Source organism: Oceanobacillus sp. FSL W7-1281 (genome assembly GCF_037969835.1).
Classification (GTDB): Bacteria; Bacillota; Bacilli; order Bacillales; family Amphibacillaceae; genus Oceanobacillus; species Oceanobacillus oncorhynchi.
Genome location: NZ_CP150214.1, coordinates 4342723 through 4366087, shown reverse-complemented (window position 1 = coordinate 4366087; position 23365 = coordinate 4342723). Strand labels below are relative to the sequence as shown.

Here is a 23365-nt window from a genome sequence, read left to right as displayed (position 1 = left end):
ATTTAAGCCGTTGTATACATCTCATTCACTTGCTTTTGCAGCTTTTTATCCTGTACATATTCATCATAAGACATTTCTTTATCAACGATACCGTTTGGAGTTACTTCCATAATGCGATTCGCAATACTGTTGATAAACTCATGGTCATGTGATGTGAATACAATGGAGCCTTTGAATTTAACAAGTCCATTATTTAATGCCTGGATGGATTCAAGGTCAAGATGGTTGGTCGGCTCATCCATAATAAGTACATTCGCCTTGGAAAGCATCATTTTAGAAAGCATACAGCGAACCTTTTCGCCTCCGGACAGTACATTTGCTTTTTTCTTCGCTTCTTCTCCGGAAAATAGCATTCTGCCTAAGAAACCGCGCAGGAATGTTTCCGTTTCGTCCTCAGGAGAATATTGGCGCAGCCAGTCTACCAAGGAGAGGTCTATGCCGTCAAAGAACTCGGAATTATCTTTCGGGAAATAGGATTGAGAAGTCGTAATTCCCCATTTGTAAGAACCTTCATCCGGCTCTAATTCTCCAGAAATAATTTGCAGTAACGTTGTATTGGCAATATCATCCTTGCCGACCAGCGCTACTTTATCATTGGCATTTAGTGTGAAATTAACCTTATCCAACACTTTCACACCATTAATTGTTTTCGATAAATCCTTCACCTGTAATAAATCATTTCCAATTTCACGCTCTGGGGTAAAGGCGATATATGGATATTTTCTAGATGACGGCTTGATATCATCCAGCGTAATATTATCAAGCATTTTCTTACGGGATGTTGCCTGCTTCGACTTCGAAGCATTCGCACTAAAACGGGCAATAAATTCTTTTAACTCTTTGATTTTCTCTTCTTTTTTCTTATTAGAATCCTGTGCCATACGGGAAGCAAGCTGACTGGACTCATACCAGAAATCATAGTTTCCGACATAAAGCTGGATTTTTCCGTAATCGACATCCGCAATTTGTGTACATACTTTATTTAAAAAGTGACGGTCATGCGATACAACAATAACGGTGTTTTCAAATTGAATCAGAAATTCTTCCAGCCATTGAATTGCCTGAATGTCTAATCCGTTGGTCGGCTCATCCAGAAGCAGAATATCCGGATTGCCGAATAAGGCTTGTGCAAGTAATACTTTTACCTTTTGTTCTTCAGGGATCTCAGCCATTTTTAAATCATGGGCAGATTCTTCTACACCAAGTCCTTTCAGAAGCACGGCAGCATCGGACTCTGCTTCCCATCCGTTCATTTCTGCAAATTCACCTTCCAGCTCCGCAGCACGAATGCCATCTTCTTCGCTGAAGTCTGCTTTCATATAAATCGCATCTTTTTCCTGCTTTACATTATATAAACGCTCATGGCCCATCAAGACAGTCTCTAAAACAGGATGCTCTTCGTAAGCATAGTGATCCTGTTTCAAAACAGTCAGACGCTGTCCGGGTGTCAGGGATACATTACCGGATTGCGGCTCGATTTCACCTGAGAGAATTTTTAGGAAAGTAGATTTCCCTGCACCATTTGCTCCAATCACACCATAGCAATTTCCAGGGGTGAATTTTAAATTAACATCTTCAAAAAGCTTCTTATCACCATATCGTAAACTAACATTAGTTACTGTTAACATATTTTATATTGCCTCCAAAAAATCGTTATCAGAATAAGCTTACGTTATTTGAGATAACAATGCAAGATAAGACGGTTAAATAATTGATGTCGTATCCTATAAATGAAGGTGAGCAGAGAAATAGACCGGAAGGCTTAGTCAGAAATATGACGCTGGGTTATTACAGGAAGGTAAAATAACAGGTATCATCAAAGTAAGTTAAGGAAATATGTTATTCATTATTTTCTAAAACCTGGCTGAGAAGCGGAGAGGTGTGAATGACAGCAAAAAATGGTACACAAGCGGGATGCCAATTCAGATTATTTTCATATACTAAGAAATAAGAACATGCTGAAGAAATATCGATAGATGAAAGCAAGGGACCAAAAGGAATCTGATGATGCGATGAAAAAGTACAAGGCGTATCGAAAGCATATTAAGAAAAAATCATGCCGATTTAAAAACAGCCAATGAAACTTTTTTAAAATGTAATACGTAAATAAATGGTAGAAGAACGATTTTTATTTATATAGAAGAGAAAAAAATGAACACGACATTTCCTCATTAATGAAGGATGCAGTGATTTGAAAAAGCAATTTTGCTGAAAAACGTTAGGTTTACTAGTTTACCTATTTTTTTGTATCAGCTGTTGTATATTAAAAAGCTTTTGTATATATTAATAAAAAGGGGTATGTCCGAAGAGGGGGAACACGTAGATGAAAAGCAAGACGGTTTATTTGCTGTTTACCGATACAGGAAGCTATCTGTCACGATTGATTCATCTGTATACCCATGAGCCTTTAAACCATGTTTCTATAGCTTTAGATAGAGAATTAACAGAAGTTTATAGCTTTGGGAGAAAACAGCCTAATAACCCATTTATCGGCGGCTTTGTGAAGGAGGATATTTTCTCACCGTATTTAAACCAGTCCAGGTGTGAAATTTACGAGCTTAAAGTCACTGAAAAAGAATATGAATATATTAAAACCTTTATTCAGTATATAGAAATTGATAAAGAGAAATATCGTTATAATTTTATCGGCCTGTTCGGGGTCATGATGAAAATAAAAATTACACGGCAGACAGCCTTTTTTTGCTCACAGTTTGTGGCTACCATTTTACAAAATGTAACGAGCCTTCCGTTAACAAAAGATCCTTATTTTACAACACCAGAGGATATTCGGAGTGCTCCTAATTTAAAGCTTATTTACGAAGGAGTATTATTACATTATAAAGATATAGATTCCTTATCGCTGACAGAACAGCCATCATTATCTTATATTTCTAATTTATAAATGTCGGGATAAAGCATCTAAAAAGCACAGCGTCTCACTGGAGGCGCTGTGCTTTTTAGTTTCTATTCAAACAGGTCCTGCATGGCATCCATGCTGACATCTTGAATGCCGAGTGTTTCATAAGGGACGACAAGTTTCATGGTAATATTATTTGCTTCTAAATCCATATGCTGCACAGCAACATCGAAATTACCCTGCAATTCCATATCGGTAACAGCTACATAAATTTCTTGGCTGTCTGGATCAATGGTTACCCATTCAGGCATTGGCAAAAAGCGGTCCATATATTCCATTATTTTTTTGTTCGGCAGCTCTAACAGTCCAACGGATATCGACTTTTGCTGCAGAACCAGATCTCCATTTGCCTGTTCAATCGGTTCAAAACGGACGGATAGAGGTACAGTGGATGAAAAGACGGGCAGTTCTCCCATCAGATGCACATCATCTTCAAGCATAATACGGTAGTGATGCTCCGTTCCCTCCAGTAATTTTTCAACATAAGCATTAACTAGATTATTTAAATTTTGCTTGGTTGTCTGAATGTAAAACTCAGAACTTTCCTGCTCGTCTATCATGGTATTTGGAGGAAATTCATTATTGGAAACCGGCCAAAAAATAAGTACCAGCAGAATCAGCAGGATAAGGCCGTTAAAGATGAGGAGACCAAAAAAGCCGGCCCTCCATTTATTATTGATTTTTATTTGTCTGTTCTTTATTCTCATTATGTTTTCATCCCAACTTAATTAAAATATTCCAGAATACGTTCAGCCATTAAATAATATCCGTCATAATTAGGGTGGAAATTATCTTCTGCAAATAAGTCTGCAGCATCGTCATCAAATAAATCATCAATTGGAACAAAAGTGCTGTTTTCATTTTGACTGACAATTTCTCTTCCGATATCATTCCAATTCAGAACGATTTGATCCAATTCCGGGATATCCTCAAAGTAATTTTTAAAAGGATTAAATATACCTAATAGATAAATAGAAGCATCCTCATTAAGGGAGCGGATCGTATCAAATATCTCATGTAATCGTTCTTCATAGGATATTTGTTCTTCATTGAAATAGCTGATCTCTAAATCCATGATATTTTCCTTCAGTACTTGCATAATATCATTTGCACCGATGGTAATGATAATCATATCTGCTTCTTCTAAAGCATCAGCTAATGCAGGTTCTTCCTCCAGACGGTGAAGCAGCTGGTCCGTTCGGTTTCCGCGCTTTCCGAAATTTTGAAAATGAACATTGGTATCAAGCACCTGGAGTGTTCTGTCTAATATCCCGACATACCCTCCCTGTTCTGTATCGTCTCCTACACCTTGCGTCAGAGAGTCCCCGAGTGCCACAATATCTACATCTTCCTCAGAAGCAAATTCAAATGTATTTTCTAAATCTTCGTCGACAGCGATTGGAGCATTTTCCTGCTCTTCAACGTCACCCATAACATCCTCGCTCTCTGCGGGTGTTTCTTCCTCATTTTCTGTTTCTTCAGGCGTAATTTGTTCTCTTAATGCTTCTTCTTTTTCCCGCTGTTCCGAGCTTAATTGAAAATAAGGCAGCTGTAAAATTGCAAAAACAGCAATAGCGGCAATCAGAATGGAGCTAGTGAGAATAAACCATTTCTTTTTCGTCATCTTCATCATCACACCTACGTGTTCTTTTCTTCTAGTTTATGTTGGAACAAATAAAATTACCTAAGAATATGAAAGGAAATTATATTTGTTATATGTGTATTTGTAAAATGGATTGGTAAAGTTTCATAGAATATATGCGTCTTCTTATAGTCTTATTTTAATCAAGGATAACCAATACTAAACAGGCTAAATGAAAAACGCCTTCTAATTTTTAAGCTAGAAGACGTAACCACATTATATTATAACATAAAACGAAACATCAATCAGTGGGAGTGTTGTTTTTCTCCATCATAAAACTACCCGCCTTTTTTAACAATAAAACATGGAAATGTTCTATAAAAGAAAGGCGGGTAAGGATGTTATTTTTGTATTTAACGTCCGGAGCTGCGTAATTCAAGAGCAAATTGCGCCGGCTGAACGGTTGAAAGAATAAACACTTCAGATGATACTTCAGGAGCGGAAGCTGTGAATAAAATCGTACCCTGATAAGCTGCATTTTCTTCTGGAGTCTGTTTACCTTCCTGCAGCCATATTGCATCAGCTCCTGTTAATATATCTGTTGTCACCTCATCGATATCTGCCGCAGGAATCACCTCATAGCCTAATTTATAGAGAGGAACAATTTCTTCGTCCGCGATGCCGACAGTAATAATCCGCTTTTTGCGGACGCCTTCGCTGCGGTCAAATGGGGATTGAAGTAAATTTTGCACTGCTATTTCCTCGGCTGATTTTTGATTGCCTTGTGATTTTCCTGTTGCTTTATCAATGGCCTGGTCCAAGTCAGCTACAATATCGTCAAATGACTCTAAACCAACGGATAAACGGACCAATTCTTCCGTCGTACCGCTTTTTGCCAAGTCCTCATCCGTCAATTGCTGATGGGTTGTAGAAGCAGGGTGGATAATAAGTGATTTGGCATCCCCCACATTGGCGACATGAGACCAGAGCTGCACATTATCGATTAAGGTGCGGCCTGCTTCTCGTCCGCCTTCAATACCAAATGTAATAACCGACCCAAAACCGCCTTTTAAATATTTTTTAGCAAGCTGATGGGAAGGATGTGATTCCAGCCCCGGGTAGTTGATCCATTCTACAGCAGGGTGATTTTCCAGATAAGCTGCTATTTTTTCCGCATTTTCGCTATGCTTCCTGATGCGTAAGTGTAAAGTTTCCAGGCCTTGCAGTAATAAAAAGGCATTTTGCGGACTTAGCGCAGGTCCGATATCACGTAATAATTGAACGCGCAGCTTGGTTATAAATGCAGCAGGACCTAAATCCGCATATTTTAAGCCATTATAGCTCTCATCCGGCTCGATAAAATCAGGGAATTTATCATTATTCCAATCAAATCTGCCGCTGTCGACAACGACACCGCCGATGGTTGTGCCATGTCCGCCAATCCATTTCGTGGCGGAGTGAACCACAATATCCGCGCCCCAGGTTAACGGCTTGGCAAAATAAGGGGCAAATGTATTATCAATAATTAAAGGAATGCCATGATTATGAGCAATATCAGCCACCGTTTCGACATCAAAAACATATAAACTTGGATTAGTGATGATTTCTCCAAATATTGCTTTTGTTTTATCTGTAATCGCAGCCTCAATAGCCTCCGGGTCTGTTCCATCTACAAATTTTACATTGATTCCATAACGGGGGAGCGTGTTGGCAAATAAGTTATACGTCCCGCCATATAGATTGCTGTCCGCGATAATTTCATCACCGGCACGGGTGATATTTAAAATCGCCATCGTAATAGCTGCCATCCCGGAAGCTAGACCTAAAGCGCCGACTCCGTCTTCTAATTGCGCAATCCGCTGCTCAAATGTATCTACCGTCGGATTCATAATTCGAGTATAAATATTACCTGGCTCTGCTAATCCAAATAAGTTTTGTGCATGCTCTGTATCGCGAAAAACATAAGAGGTTGTTTGATAGATTGGAACAGCACGAGATCCGGTTGCCGGGTCTGGAACCTGCCCCCCGTGTAACAAAATCGTTTCGTCTTGCTGTACTGGATAGTTTGACATTGTATTTCCTCCCTTTTTATTGAGAACACTCTTTTACCTGAAAAAAAGCTCTCTTCTAAAATGAAGAGAGCTCTGATAACTGACTTAGAACCCTCTCTTATCTTTCAGATGATATATCTGTAGGATGGAGCACCTGAATGTTCAAGTTGCCGGGCTTCACAGGGCCTATTCCCTCCGCCGCTCTTCATAAGAGATTCTGCTAAATATTTTGAAATTACTTGCGAGTATATAGTTTTAAAGGATAAAAGTCAAGTGTTTTACTAGGGATTAATAGATAAAATAAAGTGAACCTTCCTTCAGGAGGATTTCTTTCATCCTCACTGAAGAAACTATCACAAGAGTATGACCTAAAGGCCCTTGAACGAACCAGGCCCTTACTGGCTGAAAACTATGCCTTTCTTCTTTTTCTCCGCGGTGCGTCCCGATAAATACTGGCCATATAGATAATAAGTGCAGCCCAAATCAAAGCAAAAGTAATCATATGATGTACCGTAAAGGTTTCATTATATAGAAATACCCCCAGAAAGAACATAATTGTTGGTGCTACATATTGCAAAAAACCAACCATTGCCAATGGAATCCGTTTGGCACCTGCAGCAAACAGCAGTAAAGGTATTGCTGTAACACCGCCCGCGCCTATGAGTAAAAGATTGTCCGCTGCAAACAAAGGAGAAAAAGTAAAAGATCCTTCTGACGGAACAAATAGTAAATACAATAGAGCGATTGGAGCCACCACAAGTGTTTCAATAGTAAGTCCATACATTGCATGCAGATGGAGTGTTTTTTTAATCAATCCATAAAAGCCAAAGGTGATGGCCAATAACAGCGAAATCCAAGGAAATACGCCATAGCTGAGCGTTAAATAAACCACTCCGATGCCGGCAAGAAGAAACGATAAGACTTGACCTTTCGTTGTCTTCTCTTTCAGTACAAAGACCGCTAATAAAATACTTATTAAAGGATTGATATAATAGCCTAAGCTGGCCTGCAGGACATGCCCATGCTGTACCGAAAAAATAAATAGAAACCAGTTGATAGATATAACGATAGAAGCTGTAATGATAGCGATGGTTTTCTTCTTATCTTTTTTCAGCTCGTGGACCGTTTCAATCAGCTCACGCCAATTACCTGTCACCAGTACTAAAAAAATCATGAAAATTAAGCTCCAGACAATCCGGTGGGCTAGTACTTCACCAGCTGGAACATGTTCAAGAAACTTCCAATAGATTGGAAATATTCCCCATAATAAATAAGCAGCAAAGGTAATAACCGCTCCCTGTTGTAAAGATTTATCCTCCATTATCCATTCCTGCCTTCTAAAAAAAAATTAAACTAAAACCAATATTAAAACTTTATGAGGAAGGAAGCAATAACTTTTAAATAATGTATTCCGTAAAACGAAGCTTCATGGAGATGGAGCTTTGTTTTCTTTGTATGAAATATTAGATATTTTTTTGAGCCGGAAACATTTCCAACAGCACAGGAATACTTTATCATAAAGAGAGAGACTTATCTGAATTATTACCTTTATCAGGATCGGGGAGAATATAAATGAGCAAAAAGTTTAAACATATGGAAACAGCAATGATTCATGAAGGGTACGATTCCAAAGAGCTGCTTGGCAGTTTAACACCGCCCATTTTTCAAACATCTACATTTACCTTTGACACAGCGGAGCAGGGGGCGGCCCGTTTTGCCGGAGAGGAAGAAGGACATGTCTATACGCGTGTCAGCAACCCGACCGTGCAAATACTGGAACAAAAGCTGGCCGCATTGGAAAAGGCGGAAAAAGGACTGGCATTTGCCTCGGGGATGGCTGCCATATCTGCCGTTTTGATTGCACTCACCAAAGCAAATGACCATATTATCTGCTCGTCCGGGCTATACGGCTGTACCTTTGGACTGTTATCGATGATGGATAAAAAATATAATATCCAGACAGATTATATAGCTATGACGGATGTGGAGAGTATAGAGGGAAAAATCAGGCCAGAAACAAAGGTTTTTTATATTGAAACGCCGATTAACCCGACAATGGAAGTAATTGATTTGAAATTAGTGATTGATATTGCTAAGCGGCATAATATTTTAGTTGTGGTGGATAATACATTTTCTACACCATACCTGCAGCGTCCGTTAGAATTGGGGGCCGATGTGGTAGTGCATAGCGCGACGAAATATTTAAGCGGTCATGGTGATGTGATTGCGGGCATCGCCGCAGGAAATAACGAATTAATGGAGCAAATCGCAGCAACAACGCAAAAGGATATTGGCGGTGTTCTTTCCCCGTTTGATGCCTGGCTGGTTGTTCGCGGAATGAAGACATTGCCGCTCCGAATGGATAAACATTCGGATAATGCCCTGCAAATTACAGAAAAACTAAAGCAGCATCCAAAGATTAAGCATGTATTTTATCCGGGTGATCCGGATGCGGAAGGTTATTCAATTATGAAAAAACAAATGAAATCTGGCGGAGGCACCTTATCTTTTGAGATAGATGGCGGAAAGAAAGAAGCGCAGGCTTTTCTGAATAAACTTCAATTTATAAACATCGCTGTCAGTCTTGGAGATACAGAAACATTGATTCAGCATCCAGCGACGATGACACATGCTGTGATTCCTGATGAACAACGCCGGAAAATGGGAATAACAGACGCTCTGATCCGATTATCTGTCGGGATAGAGGCATGGCAGGATATTTGGGAGGACTTGGAGCAGGCGCTGACATAATTAAAATAGGGGATTCAGTTATTTGCCGGAAAAAGAACGTTTTAAATAGAAGAAATAACAGACACGCTTGCTATGGGTAAAACGAAACTTCATGAACCCTTTCACGCTGAATGAAGTTTCGTTTTGTGCTATGATAAGAGCAGAATTCCCTTTTTTATTGGAAAAGAAGTGATGGGAGCAGGATATATGGGCGTTTACTCAATCATAATTGGATTAATTTTTGTTATAAATATTGCGTTAGCTATATCCATTATTTTTCTGGAAAGGAAGGATCCGACCTCTTCCTGGGCATGGGTAATGGTATTGCTGTTCATCCCTATTTTAGGATTTATTCTTTATTTAATTTTTGGACGGCCCATCAGCAATCGCCGGATATTCAAATGGGATCAGCGGAGCCGGATGGATGTGAAGAAGGCTGTACAAAAACAAATCAATGCCATTGAGGATGACGCTTTCCTGTTAAATCATGACGATTTAAAGAAACATCAGGATTTAGTCTATCTTCATCTCCGTAATGACAATGCTGTTTATACAGATAATAATGGCGTAGATATTTTTACAGATGGACATGAAAAATTTGAGGCTCTTTTAGAAGATATCAATCGGGCAAAGCATCATATTCATGTACAATATTATATTATGCGGAGTGACGGGCTAGGGAGCAGGCTTGCGAATGCATTAATAAGAAAAGCAAAAGAGGGGGTATGCGTCCGGCTTTTGTATGATGATATGGGCTCCAGGTCACTTAAGAAAAGCTACATAAAAAAATTAAAAGAAGCGGGCGTTCTGGTAGAAGCATTTTTCCCATCGAAATTTATTATTAATTTTAAAATCAATTACCGGAATCATCGCAAGCTCACGATTATTGATGGAGAAATCGGATACATTGGCGGTTTTAATGTTGGAGATGAATACCTGGGAATGAAAAGCAAATTTGGTTATTGGCGTGATACTCATTTGCGGGTGATAGGTGATGCAGTGCAAAGTATGCAGACACGCTTTGTATTGGATTGGAATCAGGCCTCGAAGCAGAAAATTCCTTACGAAGAAGAGCATTTTCAAACCATCTCTGGAGGGAATATAGGGATGCAGATTGTCTCCAGCGGACCCGATTCGGAGTATGAGCAAATCAAAAACGGATATATTAAGATGATCATGGAAGCAGAAGAGTATATCTATATTCAGACACCTTATTTTATACCAGATGAAAGCTTGCGTGATGCACTGCGTATTGCCGTGCTATCCGGAGTAGATGTCAAAATTATGATTCCCAATAAACCGGACCATCCCTTTGTTTATTGGGCAACCATGTATTATTGCGGGGATCTGCTTGGCGCCGGTGCAGAGATTTTTATTTACCAGAATGGATTTCTGCATGCTAAAACCATTATTGTCGATGGAAGAATAGCTTCTGTCGGTACGGCAAATATTGATGTAAGAAGCTTTCGGCTCAATTTTGAGGTCAATGCATTTTTATATGATATTGAAGTTGTGCGTCGGCTGATGGTCGATTTCGACAAAGATTTGGCGCATTCTACACAAATGACGAAAAAGTTATATGACAAACGTTCTATCGGAATTCGTTTTAAGGAATCCGTCTCGCGTTTAATATCACCAGTTTTATAAGACAAACTAGACAGCAGGAGGCAATATAAATGAAAGCAAAACCTTGTTCCGCATCATTAGCTTTAAAAACAACACATATCCTTCCGCCGGATACGAATCAATATGATACGTTATTTGGCGGAAAATTAATGGCGCATCTTGATGATATCGGTGCGATTGCAGCAGTAAAGCATGCAAATAGCCCGGTGGTAACAGCTTCTACGGATTCTGTAGATTTCTTAGCGCCTGTAAAAGTTGGCCAATATATTTCGATTGAAGCATTTGTGACCTGGACACATCACACCTCCATGGAGGTATTTATCCGGGCAATCACCGAAGATATCCGGACCGGGGAAAGAACAGCATGTACAACAGCGTTTATGACGTTTGTAGCGATTGATGAAGCGGGCAAACCGATTAAAGTGCCATCCGTTTATCCGGAAACCGACGATGAAAAGATGCTTCATGAAAGTGCACCGCTGCGTGCCAACCGCCGTGCGGAGCGGAGAAAGCAATCTAAGCAGCTTGCAGAAACCTTTGGAACCGTCTATGGAACAGAAAAATAAGATAGATCGTAAAAAGCCGGTTAAAATCACAACATATGATTTTAACCGGCTTTTTATATATTGTATTACACTTTTTCCCGATAAGAATACCAGTCAGCAATTGAATAACTATCCGCTGTTCGCAGCTCTTTAATGACAAAATGGCGTCCTGCGCCTTTATTTAAAATAGCCATGTCCAGCGTTGCAAGGGACTGCTTTCGGTGAAGCAGATGCTGTTTCTGCTGCAAGGCCTGGATCCTTCGATGCGGAATAATCGCAGTATCCTTGCTGATTGTTCGTGTCTGAATCGTTATCTGCTGTTCATCAATCGCATAGCCGATGGATTTGAATACAGCAAACCCCATTATCCCGAGGACCAGCATAATAATTGCAGGTATCCAGATATAGGATACGAAGAAAATACCTGTAATGATAACAGCTAATAACGGAAGATTGATGGACCGCCATAGATAATAAGGTAAGGCTTTTTTCGGCGGATGAATCAGATTCTCCGTACGATAGCTATACTCCGGTAAAAATTCACTTAGAAAAGCTACAAATTCTTTCTTGCGGAGCAGCGGGAAAATAATCGTATTTACTTCCTGACTGCTATTTATCTCTCCGCTTGCAATTTCAACATAAGGTCTGGCAAAGCCAAATAGTTGATGAATAGGGGATTCCTTCATCCCCACTGCCTGTATTCTTTTTAATGGAATGGTTGTTTGTTTTTTCTCTAATAACCCTCTGGTAATAAATAGTTCTTTTTCATAACGGGTAATGGTAAAATTCCAATCTTTAATCACCGTATATAGAATACTTAATAACCATAGAAAGATGAGAACGATAATCGCTAAAATAATGATAATTTGCATGCCGAGAGACAGAAGCCAGCGTGTCGCATCATCGTAAAATTGGTCTGGAATCAAAGTTTCAACCTGAGAAAAGGCAACCCCGAAGAGCCCGATTAAAATGCCGAAGCTTGCTGAGGTGGAGCCGGTAATCAACAGGGCTTGAATTGTTATTGTCCGTTTAGGGAGGTGAGCTTCATCCTGCTCCTGCTGTTCGTTATCTGATACCTCGGTTTCCAGTACGTGTTTCTTGTATTTTAATTCATCATGCAGCATGCGCCCGTCCTCCATACGGACCGCAGACAGCGCGGCATCTGTAGAGGAGTCATTCCCTGCAGTTTCAATGGCTACTTTGGTTAACCCGAAGATGCGGTGAATAACATTCTGTGATAAATCAATAGACTGAATCCGATGCTTGGAAATCGTGCGTTTTTTACGAATGAGAATTCCGCGTTCGATACGTAACTGGTCTTCCTCTAATTGATAGGTGAAACGAAGCCATGATAAAAAGCTGAATAAAATAATTAATCCGATGATTACAAGCAAACCAATCATCAGATAAAAGGTATTACTGTTTCTGATAATGACAATAGCAATAGGTAAAAGCCCAATGATAGACTGTTTCAATGATTGAATAATATTAAATATTACTGCAGCGGGGTGCAGTCGTTTCGGATTAGACATCATCTTGCTCCACCCTTGCTAATTCAGAAATTTGATCGCGTAAATCATATGCTTCCTCTTCTAATAAAGCAGGTATCTGATGTGTTGTCGCTGCCGTTGATATTTCCAGGGTGGCCAGCTTATATTTTTTCAAGACGGGCCCTTGCTGTGTATCGACATGCTGGACACGAATCATTGGTACAATTGTCCGCGTTACTATAAGAATCCCATGTTGTATGTAAATCTCCTGATCGTAGACCTGATAACGCCATCTGCGCCATCTTAATTTTGGAATAATCAAAGCAGTAATGATCCATTCCGCCACGGTAAGACCGGCAATGATGAAAACAATCCAGAGCGGCAGAAAATCGAAAATAATATACACAACAATTGCTCCAATGGTTATCAGTAAAAAGATGAGTGCGTATATATGTGCTGTAAGCTGCCATGCTTTGATAGCATCTGTAGCAATTTTTACATTAGGCTGTTCCCGCATGCATTTCCACTCCTTGTTTTTTGACTGCTTCTATCATACAACAGATGGGGAGGTTTAGAAAAAATTTAAGAATAGCTTAAGAAAATCCAAATATATCAGTGAACCGTCATCTATCCATAGAGATTACTTTAGGAAGTATAGGACAGAGATTCATCATACATTTGGATTTTTTACAACTTAACTTTCACACTTAAGGATAAGCACATATATCTTGCTATTCCAGAATGAATATGTTCTTCATTACCATGCTTGCATTTTGGTGAAATATCCGGCCTTTTTGGAATTGATGATGGTGCATAGCTCCTGCAACCAACCACTCCGCTTTCCGACGTCCTGGGACTGCGATTACTCGTCCCATCGAAAACATTTGTACGTCGGAAAGCAAAATGGTCCGCCGCAGCGGTGCTTTACACTTCACCTTCTATATCTAAGAAAAAAGTTTACGTCACTTCGTTATCTGCTGCATCATCTGTTGAGACATAATCTTCCGCCCAGCGCTGAATATCTTTAATAACAGGCTCCAGTGCTTTTCCTTTTTCTGATAAGGTGTATTCAATACGAACTGGAAATTCCGAATAGATATTACGCTCGACAATCCCTTCTTTTTCCAATAATTTCAAACGATCCGATAGTAAACGGCCGCTGATTGGGAGATCTGCTTCCATCTCTGAAAAACGTTTTGCCCCTTTTAATAGTTCAAATAAAATAAGACCGACCCAGCGTGTACTTAATAAAATCATTGCTTTTTCAAAACGTGGACATAATTGATTCATTTTTCCACCCCCATAAAACCATCTTGTATCTAAAATGCGTGATATATACATTAGTTACGAAAAGTAATCTAATGATAGGGTATCATAAATAAGAGAGGTAGTAAATGAAAGCTGAAAGGAGGGGATAACGAATTCCATGTTTTCTTTAGGAATATGAAGAAGGATATGAAATAATAGGGTATGATAAGAATGAAAAATAAATTTGTAAATATGGAGGGATGCATAAATGGTTCAGGCACAGGTACAAGAAAAATATGCAGAATTAACATTGAAAAAAGGGGTTAATTTACAAAAAGGACAAGCCGTTATGATCAATGCCCCGATTGAAGGAGCAGAATTTACACGGATTGTGGCCCGTAAAGCATATGAAATGGGAGCAAAGGATGTCCATATTAACTGGGTGGATGATGAGCTTACCTTGTTAAAATATGAGAATGCACCGGATGAAGTAATTACGGATTATCCGGATTGGAAAGTGAAACTGCATGATACATTTGCAGAAGATGGCGCTGCCGTTGTAAATATTCGCTCCACCAATCCGGATTTATTAAAGGATATTGACCCATCCCGTGTGGCCAAAGCAACTAAAGCTGCCGCTGAAGCAATGGTGAATTTCCGTAAATATACGATGAATGACCGGATCCCATGGACGATTATTTCTATCCCTTCAACGGATTGGGCGAAGAAAATCTTCCCTGATAAATCAGCAGAGGATGCGGTTGCCAGCCTTTGGGAGGCTATTTTAAAAATTGTCCGTGTTGATCAGGAGGATCCTGTTGCAGCATGGGATAAGCATAACGAAACATTAAGAACCGCCAGAGAAGTGTTAAATAAGAAAAGCTATCAAAAATTAATTTTTAAAGCGCCTGGTACAGACTTAGAAATGGAGCTGCCGGAGGGACATATTTGGAAAGGCGGATCGGCCGTAGCAGAGACGGGAGTCACCTTTAACCCGAATATGCCGACAGAAGAGGTTTTCTCCGTACCGCATAAATATGGGATTAATGGAACCGTGTCCAGCACAAAACCATTAAACTATGGCGGAAGCTTAATTGATAACTTCTCCTTAACCTTTAAGGATGGAAAAGTAGTTGATTTTCAAGCGGAGCAGGGAGAAGAAGTCTTGAAGCATTTACTGGATTCGGATGAAGGAGCCCGCCGTTTGGGAGAAATTGCGCTGGTCCCGGACGAATCTCCAATATCTCAATCCGGACTTATTTTCTACAATACGTTATTTGATGAAAATGCATCCTGCCATATTGCGTTAGGGAAAGCTTACCCAACGAATCTCGAAGGCGGAGCTGCAATGGACTTAGAAGAGTTAGACAAGCATGGCGTGAACGACAGCCTGGTCCATGTCGATTTTATGATTGGATCAGATAAAATGGACATTGACGGAATTACTGCAGATGGCAAATCGGAGCCGGTTTTCCGTAACGGGACTTGGGCGCTGGACATTAAGTAATTAAACAAAATAGTAATCAAAAAAAGACAGCAAGATATGATAAAAAATCTTGCTGCCTTTTTTAATGGCTTAAGAGCTTTTTTCTTTCGCCATAAACTTATCATTTTTTACTAGAACTGCTTTGATTTTGCGATAGGTGTAATCTTCCGGCAAAGCCTCTTTCAGCTCTTTCAATCCAGTTGGATCAATTTCTTCGTGCTTGGATAAGATTTTGCCTTCTTCCTCGGTATTAAAGAATAGATTCCAATTCAGCGTATATCCCTTTTGGAAAGCCTGAAAAATATGTGATTCGATGGTCAGCTCTTTTAAATCCCGGATGGAAGCAATTTCTCGAATCGTTTTGCCTTTTTGCAGGAGCTCATACGATATTTGATAGGACGGCCGGTCATCCGCATCTTTTACTTTCGCAGCCTTTTGATAATGAATGGCAGTAGGGGCTTTGTAATCCGGATTTTTTTCTTTCCATTCGGCAACAGCTTCCAGGAAGGCTTCTCCATAGAGTTCATATTTCTTTTGCCCTACTCCTTTTAACCGTAAGAATTCATCCTTATCTTCTGGAAGGTAACGGGCCATTTCTTTTAATGTCATATCTGAAAACAGCACATAAGGAGGTAAATCCAGCTCCTGCGACATCGATCTTCTTAACTGGCGCAGTGTCTCAAAGAGATCATCACTGTAATCTGTTTCACTTACAGCAGGGACATCCTGGATAAACATGGTAACATTTTCTTTTCCAGTCAGGATGTCCATGGACTTCCGGTTTAGTTTTAAAACCGGAAACTGCCCTTCCTCTGCGGATAAGCATTCTTCAGCGATTAAGAAGTGAATTCTTTCTGTAATTTCCTTCTCCGTATATTTGGATAAGATGCCGTAAGTAGATAATTTCGATAAGCCAAACTGAATCAGTTTTTTATCCTTGGAACCTTTTAATACTTTTGCAGTCATGGAAGCGCCAAAGCGTTCACGCATGCGCTTTACACAGGATAAAATCATTTGTGCTTCTTCGGTAATATCCTCTAACTCTCCTTGCTTCAGGCAATTGCTGCAGCGTCCGCAAGAAACGGAAGAGGCGGCCGACCCCATCTCAAAATAGTTTAAAATGTAACTGTATAAGCAGTTTTGTGTACGGCAATAGTTCACCATTTTATTTAATTTTTGATATTCCCGCTGTGTTCCTTCTTCATCCAAATCGGATTTCTCAATCAGAAATTTCTGAGTATGGATATCTTGAGGAGAGAAAAGCAGGACACAGTTGCTTGGCTCGCCGTCACGTCCTGCTCTTCCGGCTTCCTGATAATACGATTCCATATTCATCGGGATGGCATAATGGATAATAAAGCGGACATTTGATTTATCAATCCCCATTCCAAACGCGGTGGTGGCGACCATCAACTCTGTCTGGTCAAAAATAAAGGCCGTTTGCGCAGCCTGCCGTTCCTGCTCGGACAATCCGCCGTGGTACTTGGATACAGCATAACCTTTTCCTTTTAGGACATCATAGACATGTTCGACCTGTTTTCGCGTAGCTGCATAAATAATACCGACTTCTCCCTGATGTTTTTTCAGATAGGAAAGAATATAATCTATTTTATTTACCCCTTTTTCGATAAAAAAGGAAAGATTTTTTCTTTCAAAGCCAGTATGTACTGTATTTGCAGGAGCGATATGTAAAAGGGTTTGGATGTCTTCAATTACTTCAGGGGTCGCTGTCGCGGTGAGCCCCATAACCGTTGGATTGCCGCCAATCTCCTGGAGAATAGGAACGATAGAGCGGTAGCTTGGGCGGAAATCATGGCCCCACTGGGATATACAGTGCGCCTCATCAAAGGCAATCAGAGATATATTGGTCTGCTGCAAGGCTTGAATAAAAGCCCCTGATTCAAAACGCTCTGGAGCAACATAAACAAATTGATAGCGATTTTGCTGCATTGCTATTAAACGCTGATACTGCTCACCTGCAGGTATGGAGCTGTTAATATAAGTTGCTGCTGCCCCGAGGGCATGCAATCCGTCGACTTGGTCTTTCATCAGTGAAATAAGCGGTGAAATGATAATTGCTGTTCCATTCATCGCAAGCCCGGGTACTTGATAACAGAGTGATTTTCCGCCGCCGGTCGGCATCACAGCAAGGACATTTTCACCTTGGTCGATCGTATCAATAACTTCAGCTTGTCCAGGCCGAAAACTGGAGTAACCAAAGTAATTCTGTAAAATATTTAAATGCTTTTCCATAAATAAATCTCCCTTTTTAAGGTTGGTTGAAGCTGCGAATATTCGCCCCATTAAAACCGCTGTAGCATGAATTGCTGATATAGGAAAGAATAGCTTGAGTTTATTATTTCGAGTTTGTATATGTTAGATAATTACATCATTATTCTACTTTCTATCGTAGAACGTTTTGTCCGGAAAGTAAAGTAAGGAAAAAGGGCAAATAACAGCTGGAAATACTATCAAAAAGCAAATATGACATAAGGAAATGTTAATTTTTCGATGGACAACTTCATATGAATTTACATTTCCTTGTTTCATCTTTAAAATATGCTATATCTTTTTGAAAAGGGAGGAGGATATATGGTACCTTCTTTGCTGTTTGAATTAATGTTGATTGGCTTATTAGGTGTCGCTTCCCAATGGGTCGCATGGCGCTTTCGTATGCCGGCTATCGTTGTGATGGCTGCTACAGGACTAATCATTGGCCCTGTTTTCGGATTAATTAACCCAGAACAGGATTTTGGGGACTTGTACAGTCCGCTTATCTCTGTTGCTGTAGCAATTATATTATTTGAAGGAAGCTTAAATTTAAGCTTTAAAGAATTACGCGGAATTGGAAAACCAATCTTTCGGATATCTACAGTAGGCGCATTTATTGCCTGGATTTTAGGGTCGCTGACCGCTCATTATATTGCCGGATTATCCTGGGCGGTGGCCTTTGTGATTGGCGGTTTGTTTGTTGTGACCGGTCCGACCGTAATTATGCCGCTTTTACGTCAGGCGAAGCTGAAAGCACGCCCGGCGAAGGTTTTAAAGTGGGAAGGGATTATTGTTGATCCAATTGGAGCATTGCTTGCGGTTTTTGCTTTTGAAATTATTACATTTATCACCGCTTCTAATCCCGAAGCCAGTCAGATTTTATTATTCTTCGCAGGCTCGATATTTGCCGTCTTCTTAGGCTGGATATTAGGACGCGGACTTGGCTGGATGTTCGAAATGGGGCATGTGCCTGAATTCCTGAAATCTCCGACAGTTGTCGTCGTTGTCTTATTCTGTTTTACCATTGCGGATGTCGTTATGCATGAGACAGGACTTTTATCTGTCACTGCGATGGGAATTACTCTGGCAAATATGGGGATTCGCTCTGTATCGGATATGCGCCATTTTAAAGAAAATATTTCTGTACTGCTGATTTCAACCATTTTTATTATGCTGACAGCCTCTTTGGATGTGGCAACGATTATGCAGATTTTTAACCCTCATATTATTGGCTACGTATTATTGATGATGTTTGCTGTCCGTCCCTTATCTATTTTCTTGTCAACTATTGGAACAGGGCTCAGTCTTAATGAAAAAGTGCTGATTGGCTGGATTGCACCGCGGGGAATTGTTGCACTAACGGTTTCTGGATATTTTGCCGGGGTGTTAACAGAAGCTGGCTATGAGGATGCATCTATCCTGACGGCATTAACCTTTGCGCTGGTTATCTTTACGGTTATTGCGCATGGATTTTCTATCGGCTGGCTTTCTAAAAAGCTCAATCTGTCGAATAAAGGGAACCCGGGAGCGCTTATAGTCGGAAGCAATGCATTTACGATTCAATTGGCTAAATCATTAAAAGAAGCAAATTATCCGTCTATCATTGTAGATTCTTCATGGGAAAATCTTTCTCTGGCAAGAAAAGAAGGCCTGCAATTTTATCATGGGAGTATGCTGTCCGAACAGACAGAGCATCATCTCGATACAATTCCATATGAGTATTTATTAACGCTGACGCATGATAAATCGTATAACTCGCTCCTCTGTACAACGTTTCTTCCGGAATACGGAAGAACTAACGTGTTTAAAGTGAGTCCGTACACAACATTCAAGGATAATGGATACTCAACAGGTATGGTTTCACAGGTTGGCGGCCGTATTTTATTTGATAAAAAATTCTCTCTGGAGGATTTAATCGATAAAGCGGAAAATGGCTTTACTGTGCGGCAGACAACACTCACCGATAAATTCACGTTTGAACACTACAAACAGACAAAAGACCCGGAGACGGTGTATTTGTTCTTGATCAAACCATCCGGACAGCTGAAGTTTTTCTCTGAAGAAATGCGTACCGTACCTGCATCTGGAGATAAGATTGTCAGCTTAACGAAAGGGAAGGAAACAGAAAAAACTACTGTTAAAGCATAGCAGAAAGCTAATAAAAAAACTGACTCATGTGCGAGTCAGTTTTTTTATCGTAGTGTAACCGGCATAAACCATAGGGGATTCAGCCGTTATATTGTTCCAATTCTTTTCTTACCTCAGCAATTTCTCCTTCTAAACGGACCAATTGCTCTTCGGCAGAGGAGACACGTCCTTTGACGAATTCTAACTTGTCTAAATCCCCTTGGATACGAATGTAATCAGACTTTAATTCGTCTAATTTCTGTTGCAGTTCTGCTTTTGTTGTCAAGAAAACCCCTCCTAAATCAATGCATCGTCTTTATTTCTTCTCGATTCCACAAAGGTTTGATAAAAGTGGATTACAATTGTCCGGATTACTGCATACACAGGGATAGCGAATAAAATTCCTAAAAATCCAGCAATACTTCCTGCCGCCAGGATAACTGTGATAACAGTCAGCGGATGCAGGTTAAGTGCCTGCCCCATCACATTAGGAGAAATAAAGACACTTTCCAGCTGCTGTGCAACAAACATAATAATGGCTATCCAGATGATATTCATTGGATCCTGGAACCCCGCAACCAGGATAGCTGGAACAACAGCGATATAAGGTCCCAAAAACGGGATGACATTCATCATCATACCGAATAAGGCAAGTACGACGGCATATTCTAAACCGATAATCAAGTAGCCGATTAACAAAAGGACACCTACTGCAAAACTTACTAATAACTGTCCTTGGATAAACGAGGACAATACATTATCGATTTTACTTAATAGGCCATGCAGGTTATCTGCTTTTTTCTTGCTGAAAAATTGCAGGATAAAAGGTACAAGCTTCTCTCCATCCTTCAACATGAAGAAAAGGAAGAAAGGCACCAGGATTATGCCGGCAATGATGCTTACCAATTGGCCGATAAAGCTTCCTAAAAAGCCAAAGACATTATTCAATACACTCTCAATATGTCCGGGAATATCATTGGCAAAATTATTGATGGCATCAATTACCTGATCAGGGACTAAAGCAATATTCTCCTGCCAATACTCAATCCAACTCTCGACCGTATTAACCATTCCAGGAATACTGTCCATTAAATTATCAAACTGATCACGGGCAATCGGCCAGATAAATACAATGAATAGCGTAACAACCCCGATAATAACAAGAAATACGATAATAATAGATAAAATCCGCGGTATTTTATATTTTACCAGCAAATTCATCAACGGCCGGGTCAAGTAATAAAGAATACCTGCACCGATAATCGGAAGAGCTACAGCACCGATTAATTGCAGAACAGGTGTAAAGATAAAATGTGTTATAGAGATGAGAAAAATTAATGTAAACAAACAAATGAAAAAGATAAAAAATTGAAACCAGCGTTTCTGTGTCATTGAATCACACTACTTTCTTTCCAAGTTATGCTATATATTATTTTACATTAACCGAATTCAGAAAGCTATAAACATCTGCGAGGGATTTAAGAAGATTTCCAAGGGATAAATATGAAGTTATTGTAAAAGATATTGACAAAGGTCATAAAAAAGGTTTTAATAAAGTATACTTAATAAATGGCTGACAAAGGACATGCATGAAATATTTTTGCTGTCTGGAAACGTCATATTTAAAAATCTTTGTGAACATTTATTTCCTAAAGGGGAGTAGCTGTACACGTAAAGTCGTCATTACGAGATAATCATCTCCGGCTTTATGTGGCAACCAGAAAAGTTGTTAGCGAGACCTTTACCGATTGCAGGTAAAGGTCTATTTTTATGGCCTTTTCTGCAAAACACATGTAGAAGAGGAGAATACATCATGGGAACAGAACTACTGCTGGAGTATTTATGGGTCTTGCTTGTATTAGTTGCATTAGAAGGCTTATTAGCAGCTGATAATGCGCTTGTACTGGCCATCATGGTAAGACACCTTCCTGAAAAACAAAGGAAGAGAGCATTATTTTATGGATTAGCCGGGGCATTTGTGATGCGTTTTGCGTCTTTATTTGTTATCTCATTCCTGGTCGATTTCTGGATTGTACAAGCGTTAGGTGCTGCTTATCTTTTATTTATATCAGGAAAGAATTTGTACGACAGGTTTAAGAAGAAAGAGCCCCAGACGCCCGATGCATCGGGAGAAAAGGGCGGAAAAGCTGGTGTGACAGGAAATCAAGAACCAGAGCAAGCATCTAAAAAGGAATTTTGGATGACCGTGGTGAAGGTAGAGTTTGCAGATTTAGCATTTGCTGTAGATTCCATTTTAGCAGCTGTTGCCTTAGCGGTAGCATTGCCTCCAACTGGTTTTGGACATGTTGGAAGTCTGGATACCGGCCAATTTGCTGTTGTATTTGCCGGCGGTATGATTGGTTTGATTATTATGCGATTCGCTGCCAATATTTTTGTAGGTCTCTTGCACAAACGGCCAACATTGGAAATTGCCGCCTTTCTGATTGTGGGCTGGGTAGGAGTGAAACTGGCTGTTATTGTATTAGCCAATCCAGATTTAGCTGTGATTCCAGAGCACTTTCCGCACTCTACATTATGGAAAGCTTCCTTCTATATTATTCTTGTAGGAATCGCATTAGCAGGCTGGTTTGCATCTAGTCCGAAATTAAAAAGAAATAAAGAACAGTCCAGATAAATGTAATCACGTACTGTGAGGAAAAGTCGTGCTGCCCTGTAATAGGAACAGCACGACTTTTTTAATCAGCAAATTTTAAAATTCTATTTTTTGTAAAAATTCTTCCTGTGCGTCATAATTGAAAGAAAAGAAAAAACAAGGAGTGATCCGGATGACATTGCATCACTTTCATCTAGAAGGGAAATGGCAAGGCGGCCGTAACAGCGAAGGGTATATCGGGGCCGGGAACTTACAAACGAAAATCTCCATCCCGCCAGAAATGGATGGGCCCGGTATTGGTACCAATCCAGACGAAATGCTGCTTGGAGCGGCTGCGACATGCTATATTATTTCATTGGCAGCTATGCTTGAACGTGCGGAAGTTCCCGTTAATACCATGAGCATAACTTCTGAGGGGATGGTAGACGTAACAAATGGCATTTTCACCTACGAAAAAATCATCCACCGTCCCCAGATTACCCTAAAAAAAGAGGCGACAGAGCAGCAAATACGCTTAACCAATAAACTCATTGAAAAAGCAGAAAAATCATGCATGATTTCAAGAGCAATAAAAGGAAACGTTCAATTAGGACTGGAGCCAACAGTTCAGATAGAAAAGTAAAAAAGTATCAAGGTCATATGAGACAAGGAGAACTTCAGCTCAAATTGTTATCATAT

Annotated in this window: 19 protein-coding genes and 1 riboswitch; of the genes, 8 read left to right on the top strand and 11 right to left on the bottom strand. The window is 40.0% G+C overall.

What is annotated here, in order from left to right:
• Positions 1 to 2: 2 nt before the first annotated feature.
• Positions 3 to 1628, bottom strand: coding sequence for an ATP-binding cassette domain-containing protein (locus tag MKX55_RS21160; protein ID WP_339180526.1), 1626 nt, complete (start codon positions 1626 to 1628; stop codon positions 3 to 5).
• 695 nt (positions 1629 to 2323) lie between these two features.
• Here MKX55_RS21160 and MKX55_RS21155 point away from each other — a divergent pair.
• Entirely contained in the window at positions 2324 to 2902 is a 579-nt protein-coding gene (locus MKX55_RS21155) for a hypothetical protein (protein WP_339180523.1), read from the top strand.
• Between the two features lie 62 nt (positions 2903 to 2964).
• On the opposite strand, the gene MKX55_RS21150 is transcribed toward MKX55_RS21155, so the two are convergent.
• From MKX55_RS21150 to rarD, 4 genes are all read right to left on the bottom strand, one after another.
• The gene (locus tag MKX55_RS21150; protein ID WP_339180519.1) at positions 2965 to 3624 is read right to left on the bottom strand and encodes a YpmS family protein; all 660 of its coding nucleotides are present in this window, start codon (positions 3622 to 3624) and stop codon (positions 2965 to 2967) included.
• A gap of 17 nt (positions 3625 to 3641) precedes the next feature.
• The gene (locus MKX55_RS21145; protein WP_339234765.1) at positions 3642 to 4541 is read right to left on the bottom strand and encodes an SGNH/GDSL hydrolase family protein; all 900 of its coding nucleotides are present in this window, start codon (positions 4539 to 4541) and stop codon (positions 3642 to 3644) included.
• A gap of 371 nt (positions 4542 to 4912) precedes the next feature.
• Positions 4913 to 6571 (bottom strand): O-acetylhomoserine aminocarboxypropyltransferase/cysteine synthase family protein, encoded by a 1659-nt coding sequence (locus MKX55_RS21140; RefSeq protein WP_339234763.1) that lies wholly within the window; start codon positions 6569 to 6571, stop codon positions 4913 to 4915.
• A 94-nt stretch (positions 6572 to 6665) separates the two neighbouring features.
• Positions 6666 to 6764: riboswitch (SAM riboswitch) on the bottom strand.
• Positions 6765 to 6959: 195 nt separating this feature from the next.
• Positions 6960 to 7871, bottom strand: a complete 912-nt coding sequence (rarD, locus tag MKX55_RS21135) for an EamA family transporter RarD (RefSeq protein ID WP_339180511.1) — start codon at positions 7869 to 7871, stop codon at positions 6960 to 6962.
• Between the two features lie 251 nt (positions 7872 to 8122).
• Between rarD and megL the strand changes: the two genes are divergently transcribed.
• The 3 genes from megL to MKX55_RS21120 all read left to right on the top strand — a co-directional run bounded on the left by megL (position 8123) and on the right by MKX55_RS21120 (position 11472).
• Positions 8123 to 9301, top strand: coding sequence for a methionine gamma-lyase (gene megL / locus MKX55_RS21130; protein WP_339180509.1), 1179 nt, complete (start codon positions 8123 to 8125; stop codon positions 9299 to 9301).
• 186 nt (positions 9302 to 9487) lie between these two features.
• Positions 9488 to 10927 carry a cardiolipin synthase gene (cls, locus tag MKX55_RS21125; RefSeq protein ID WP_042529325.1) on the top strand — a complete coding sequence of 480 codons (1440 nt, stop codon included), beginning with the start codon at positions 9488 to 9490 and terminating at the stop codon, positions 10925 to 10927.
• A gap of 29 nt (positions 10928 to 10956) precedes the next feature.
• The gene (locus MKX55_RS21120; protein ID WP_042529327.1) at positions 10957 to 11472 is read left to right on the top strand and encodes an acyl-CoA thioesterase; all 516 of its coding nucleotides are present in this window, start codon (positions 10957 to 10959) and stop codon (positions 11470 to 11472) included.
• 65 nt (positions 11473 to 11537) lie between these two features.
• Here the strand turns inward: MKX55_RS21120 and MKX55_RS21115 are convergent, their stop codons facing one another.
• The 3 genes from MKX55_RS21115 to MKX55_RS21105 all read right to left on the bottom strand — a co-directional run bounded on the left by MKX55_RS21115 (position 11538) and on the right by MKX55_RS21105 (position 14231).
• Positions 11538 to 12986 (bottom strand): PH domain-containing protein, encoded by a 1449-nt coding sequence (locus tag MKX55_RS21115; RefSeq protein ID WP_339234760.1) that lies wholly within the window; start codon positions 12984 to 12986, stop codon positions 11538 to 11540.
• Positions 12976 to 13458, bottom strand: a complete 483-nt coding sequence (locus tag MKX55_RS21110) for a PH domain-containing protein (protein ID WP_042529332.1) — start codon at positions 13456 to 13458, stop codon at positions 12976 to 12978. The genes MKX55_RS21115 and MKX55_RS21110 overlap by 11 nt, the downstream gene beginning before the upstream one ends.
• A gap of 440 nt (positions 13459 to 13898) precedes the next feature.
• Positions 13899 to 14231 carry a winged helix-turn-helix transcriptional regulator gene (locus MKX55_RS21105; protein WP_339234757.1) on the bottom strand — a complete coding sequence of 111 codons (333 nt, stop codon included), beginning with the start codon at positions 14229 to 14231 and terminating at the stop codon, positions 13899 to 13901.
• Positions 14232 to 14457: 226 nt separating this feature from the next.
• Here MKX55_RS21105 and MKX55_RS21100 point away from each other — a divergent pair, with 226 nt between their 5' ends.
• Positions 14458 to 15696, top strand: a complete 1239-nt coding sequence (locus MKX55_RS21100) for an aminopeptidase (RefSeq protein WP_339234755.1) — start codon at positions 14458 to 14460, stop codon at positions 15694 to 15696.
• 69 nt (positions 15697 to 15765) lie between these two features.
• Here the strand turns inward: MKX55_RS21100 and recQ are convergent, their stop codons facing one another.
• Positions 15766 to 17928 (bottom strand): DNA helicase RecQ, encoded by a 2163-nt coding sequence (gene recQ, locus MKX55_RS21095; protein WP_339234753.1) that lies wholly within the window; start codon positions 17926 to 17928, stop codon positions 15766 to 15768.
• Positions 17929 to 18267: 339 nt separating this feature from the next.
• Here recQ and MKX55_RS21090 point away from each other — a divergent pair, with 339 nt between their 5' ends.
• Positions 18268 to 20094 carry a sodium:proton antiporter gene (locus MKX55_RS21090; RefSeq protein WP_339234751.1) on the top strand — a complete coding sequence of 609 codons (1827 nt, stop codon included), beginning with the start codon at positions 18268 to 18270 and terminating at the stop codon, positions 20092 to 20094.
• 79 nt (positions 20095 to 20173) lie between these two features.
• On the opposite strand, the gene MKX55_RS21085 is transcribed toward MKX55_RS21090, so the two are convergent.
• Together MKX55_RS21085 and MKX55_RS21080 are read right to left on the bottom strand one after the other, a co-directional pair.
• A complete protein-coding gene (locus MKX55_RS21085) occupies positions 20174 to 20359 on the bottom strand; it encodes an SE1832 family protein (protein WP_339234749.1) in 186 nt (61 codons plus the stop codon).
• Positions 20360 to 20370: 11 nt separating this feature from the next.
• A complete protein-coding gene (locus MKX55_RS21080; RefSeq protein WP_339180486.1) occupies positions 20371 to 21465 on the bottom strand; it encodes an AI-2E family transporter in 1095 nt (364 codons plus the stop codon).
• Between the two features lie 421 nt (positions 21466 to 21886).
• Between MKX55_RS21080 and MKX55_RS21075 the strand changes: the two genes are divergently transcribed.
• Both MKX55_RS21075 and MKX55_RS21070 read left to right on the top strand, forming a co-directional pair.
• Positions 21887 to 22708 carry a TerC family protein gene (locus MKX55_RS21075; protein WP_339234747.1) on the top strand — a complete coding sequence of 274 codons (822 nt, stop codon included), beginning with the start codon at positions 21887 to 21889 and terminating at the stop codon, positions 22706 to 22708.
• A gap of 151 nt (positions 22709 to 22859) precedes the next feature.
• A complete protein-coding gene (locus tag MKX55_RS21070; RefSeq protein WP_339234746.1) occupies positions 22860 to 23309 on the top strand; it encodes an OsmC family protein in 450 nt (149 codons plus the stop codon).
• Positions 23310 to 23365: the final 56 nt, after the last annotated feature.

Excerpts from the sequence above, each read along its gene's own strand:
- MKX55_RS21160 (WP_339180526.1), bottom strand. The coding sequence starts at position 1,628 with ATGTTAACAGTAACTAATGTTAGTTTACGATATGGTGATAAGAAGCTT.
- MKX55_RS21155 (WP_339180523.1), top strand. The coding sequence starts at position 2,324 with ATGAAAAGCAAGACGGTTTATTTGCTGTTTACCGATACAGGAAGCTAT.
- MKX55_RS21150 (WP_339180519.1), bottom strand. The coding sequence starts at position 3,624 with ATGAGAATAAAGAACAGACAAATAAAAATCAATAATAAATGGAGGGCC.
- MKX55_RS21145 (WP_339234765.1), bottom strand. The coding sequence starts at position 4,541 with ATGACGAAAAAGAAATGGTTTATTCTCACTAGCTCCATTCTGATTGCC.
- MKX55_RS21140 (WP_339234763.1), bottom strand. The coding sequence starts at position 6,571 with ATGTCAAACTATCCAGTACAGCAAGACGAAACGATTTTGTTACACGGG.
- rarD (WP_339180511.1), bottom strand. The coding sequence starts at position 7,871 with ATGGAGGATAAATCTTTACAACAGGGAGCGGTTATTACCTTTGCTGCT.
- megL (WP_339180509.1), top strand. The coding sequence starts at position 8,123 with ATGAGCAAAAAGTTTAAACATATGGAAACAGCAATGATTCATGAAGGG.
- cls (WP_042529325.1), top strand. The coding sequence starts at position 9,488 with ATGGGCGTTTACTCAATCATAATTGGATTAATTTTTGTTATAAATATT.
- MKX55_RS21120 (WP_042529327.1), top strand. The coding sequence starts at position 10,957 with ATGAAAGCAAAACCTTGTTCCGCATCATTAGCTTTAAAAACAACACAT.
- MKX55_RS21115 (WP_339234760.1), bottom strand. The coding sequence starts at position 12,986 with ATGATGTCTAATCCGAAACGACTGCACCCCGCTGCAGTAATATTTAAT.
- MKX55_RS21110 (WP_042529332.1), bottom strand. The coding sequence starts at position 13,458 with ATGCGGGAACAGCCTAATGTAAAAATTGCTACAGATGCTATCAAAGCA.
- MKX55_RS21105 (WP_339234757.1), bottom strand. The coding sequence starts at position 14,231 with ATGAATCAATTATGTCCACGTTTTGAAAAAGCAATGATTTTATTAAGT.
- MKX55_RS21100 (WP_339234755.1), top strand. The coding sequence starts at position 14,458 with ATGGTTCAGGCACAGGTACAAGAAAAATATGCAGAATTAACATTGAAA.
- recQ (WP_339234753.1), bottom strand. The coding sequence starts at position 17,928 with ATGGAAAAGCATTTAAATATTTTACAGAATTACTTTGGTTACTCCAGT.
- MKX55_RS21090 (WP_339234751.1), top strand. The coding sequence starts at position 18,268 with ATGGTACCTTCTTTGCTGTTTGAATTAATGTTGATTGGCTTATTAGGT.
- MKX55_RS21080 (WP_339180486.1), bottom strand. The coding sequence starts at position 21,465 with ATGACACAGAAACGCTGGTTTCAATTTTTTATCTTTTTCATTTGTTTG.
- MKX55_RS21075 (WP_339234747.1), top strand. The coding sequence starts at position 21,887 with ATGGGAACAGAACTACTGCTGGAGTATTTATGGGTCTTGCTTGTATTA.
- MKX55_RS21070 (WP_339234746.1), top strand. The coding sequence starts at position 22,860 with ATGACATTGCATCACTTTCATCTAGAAGGGAAATGGCAAGGCGGCCGT.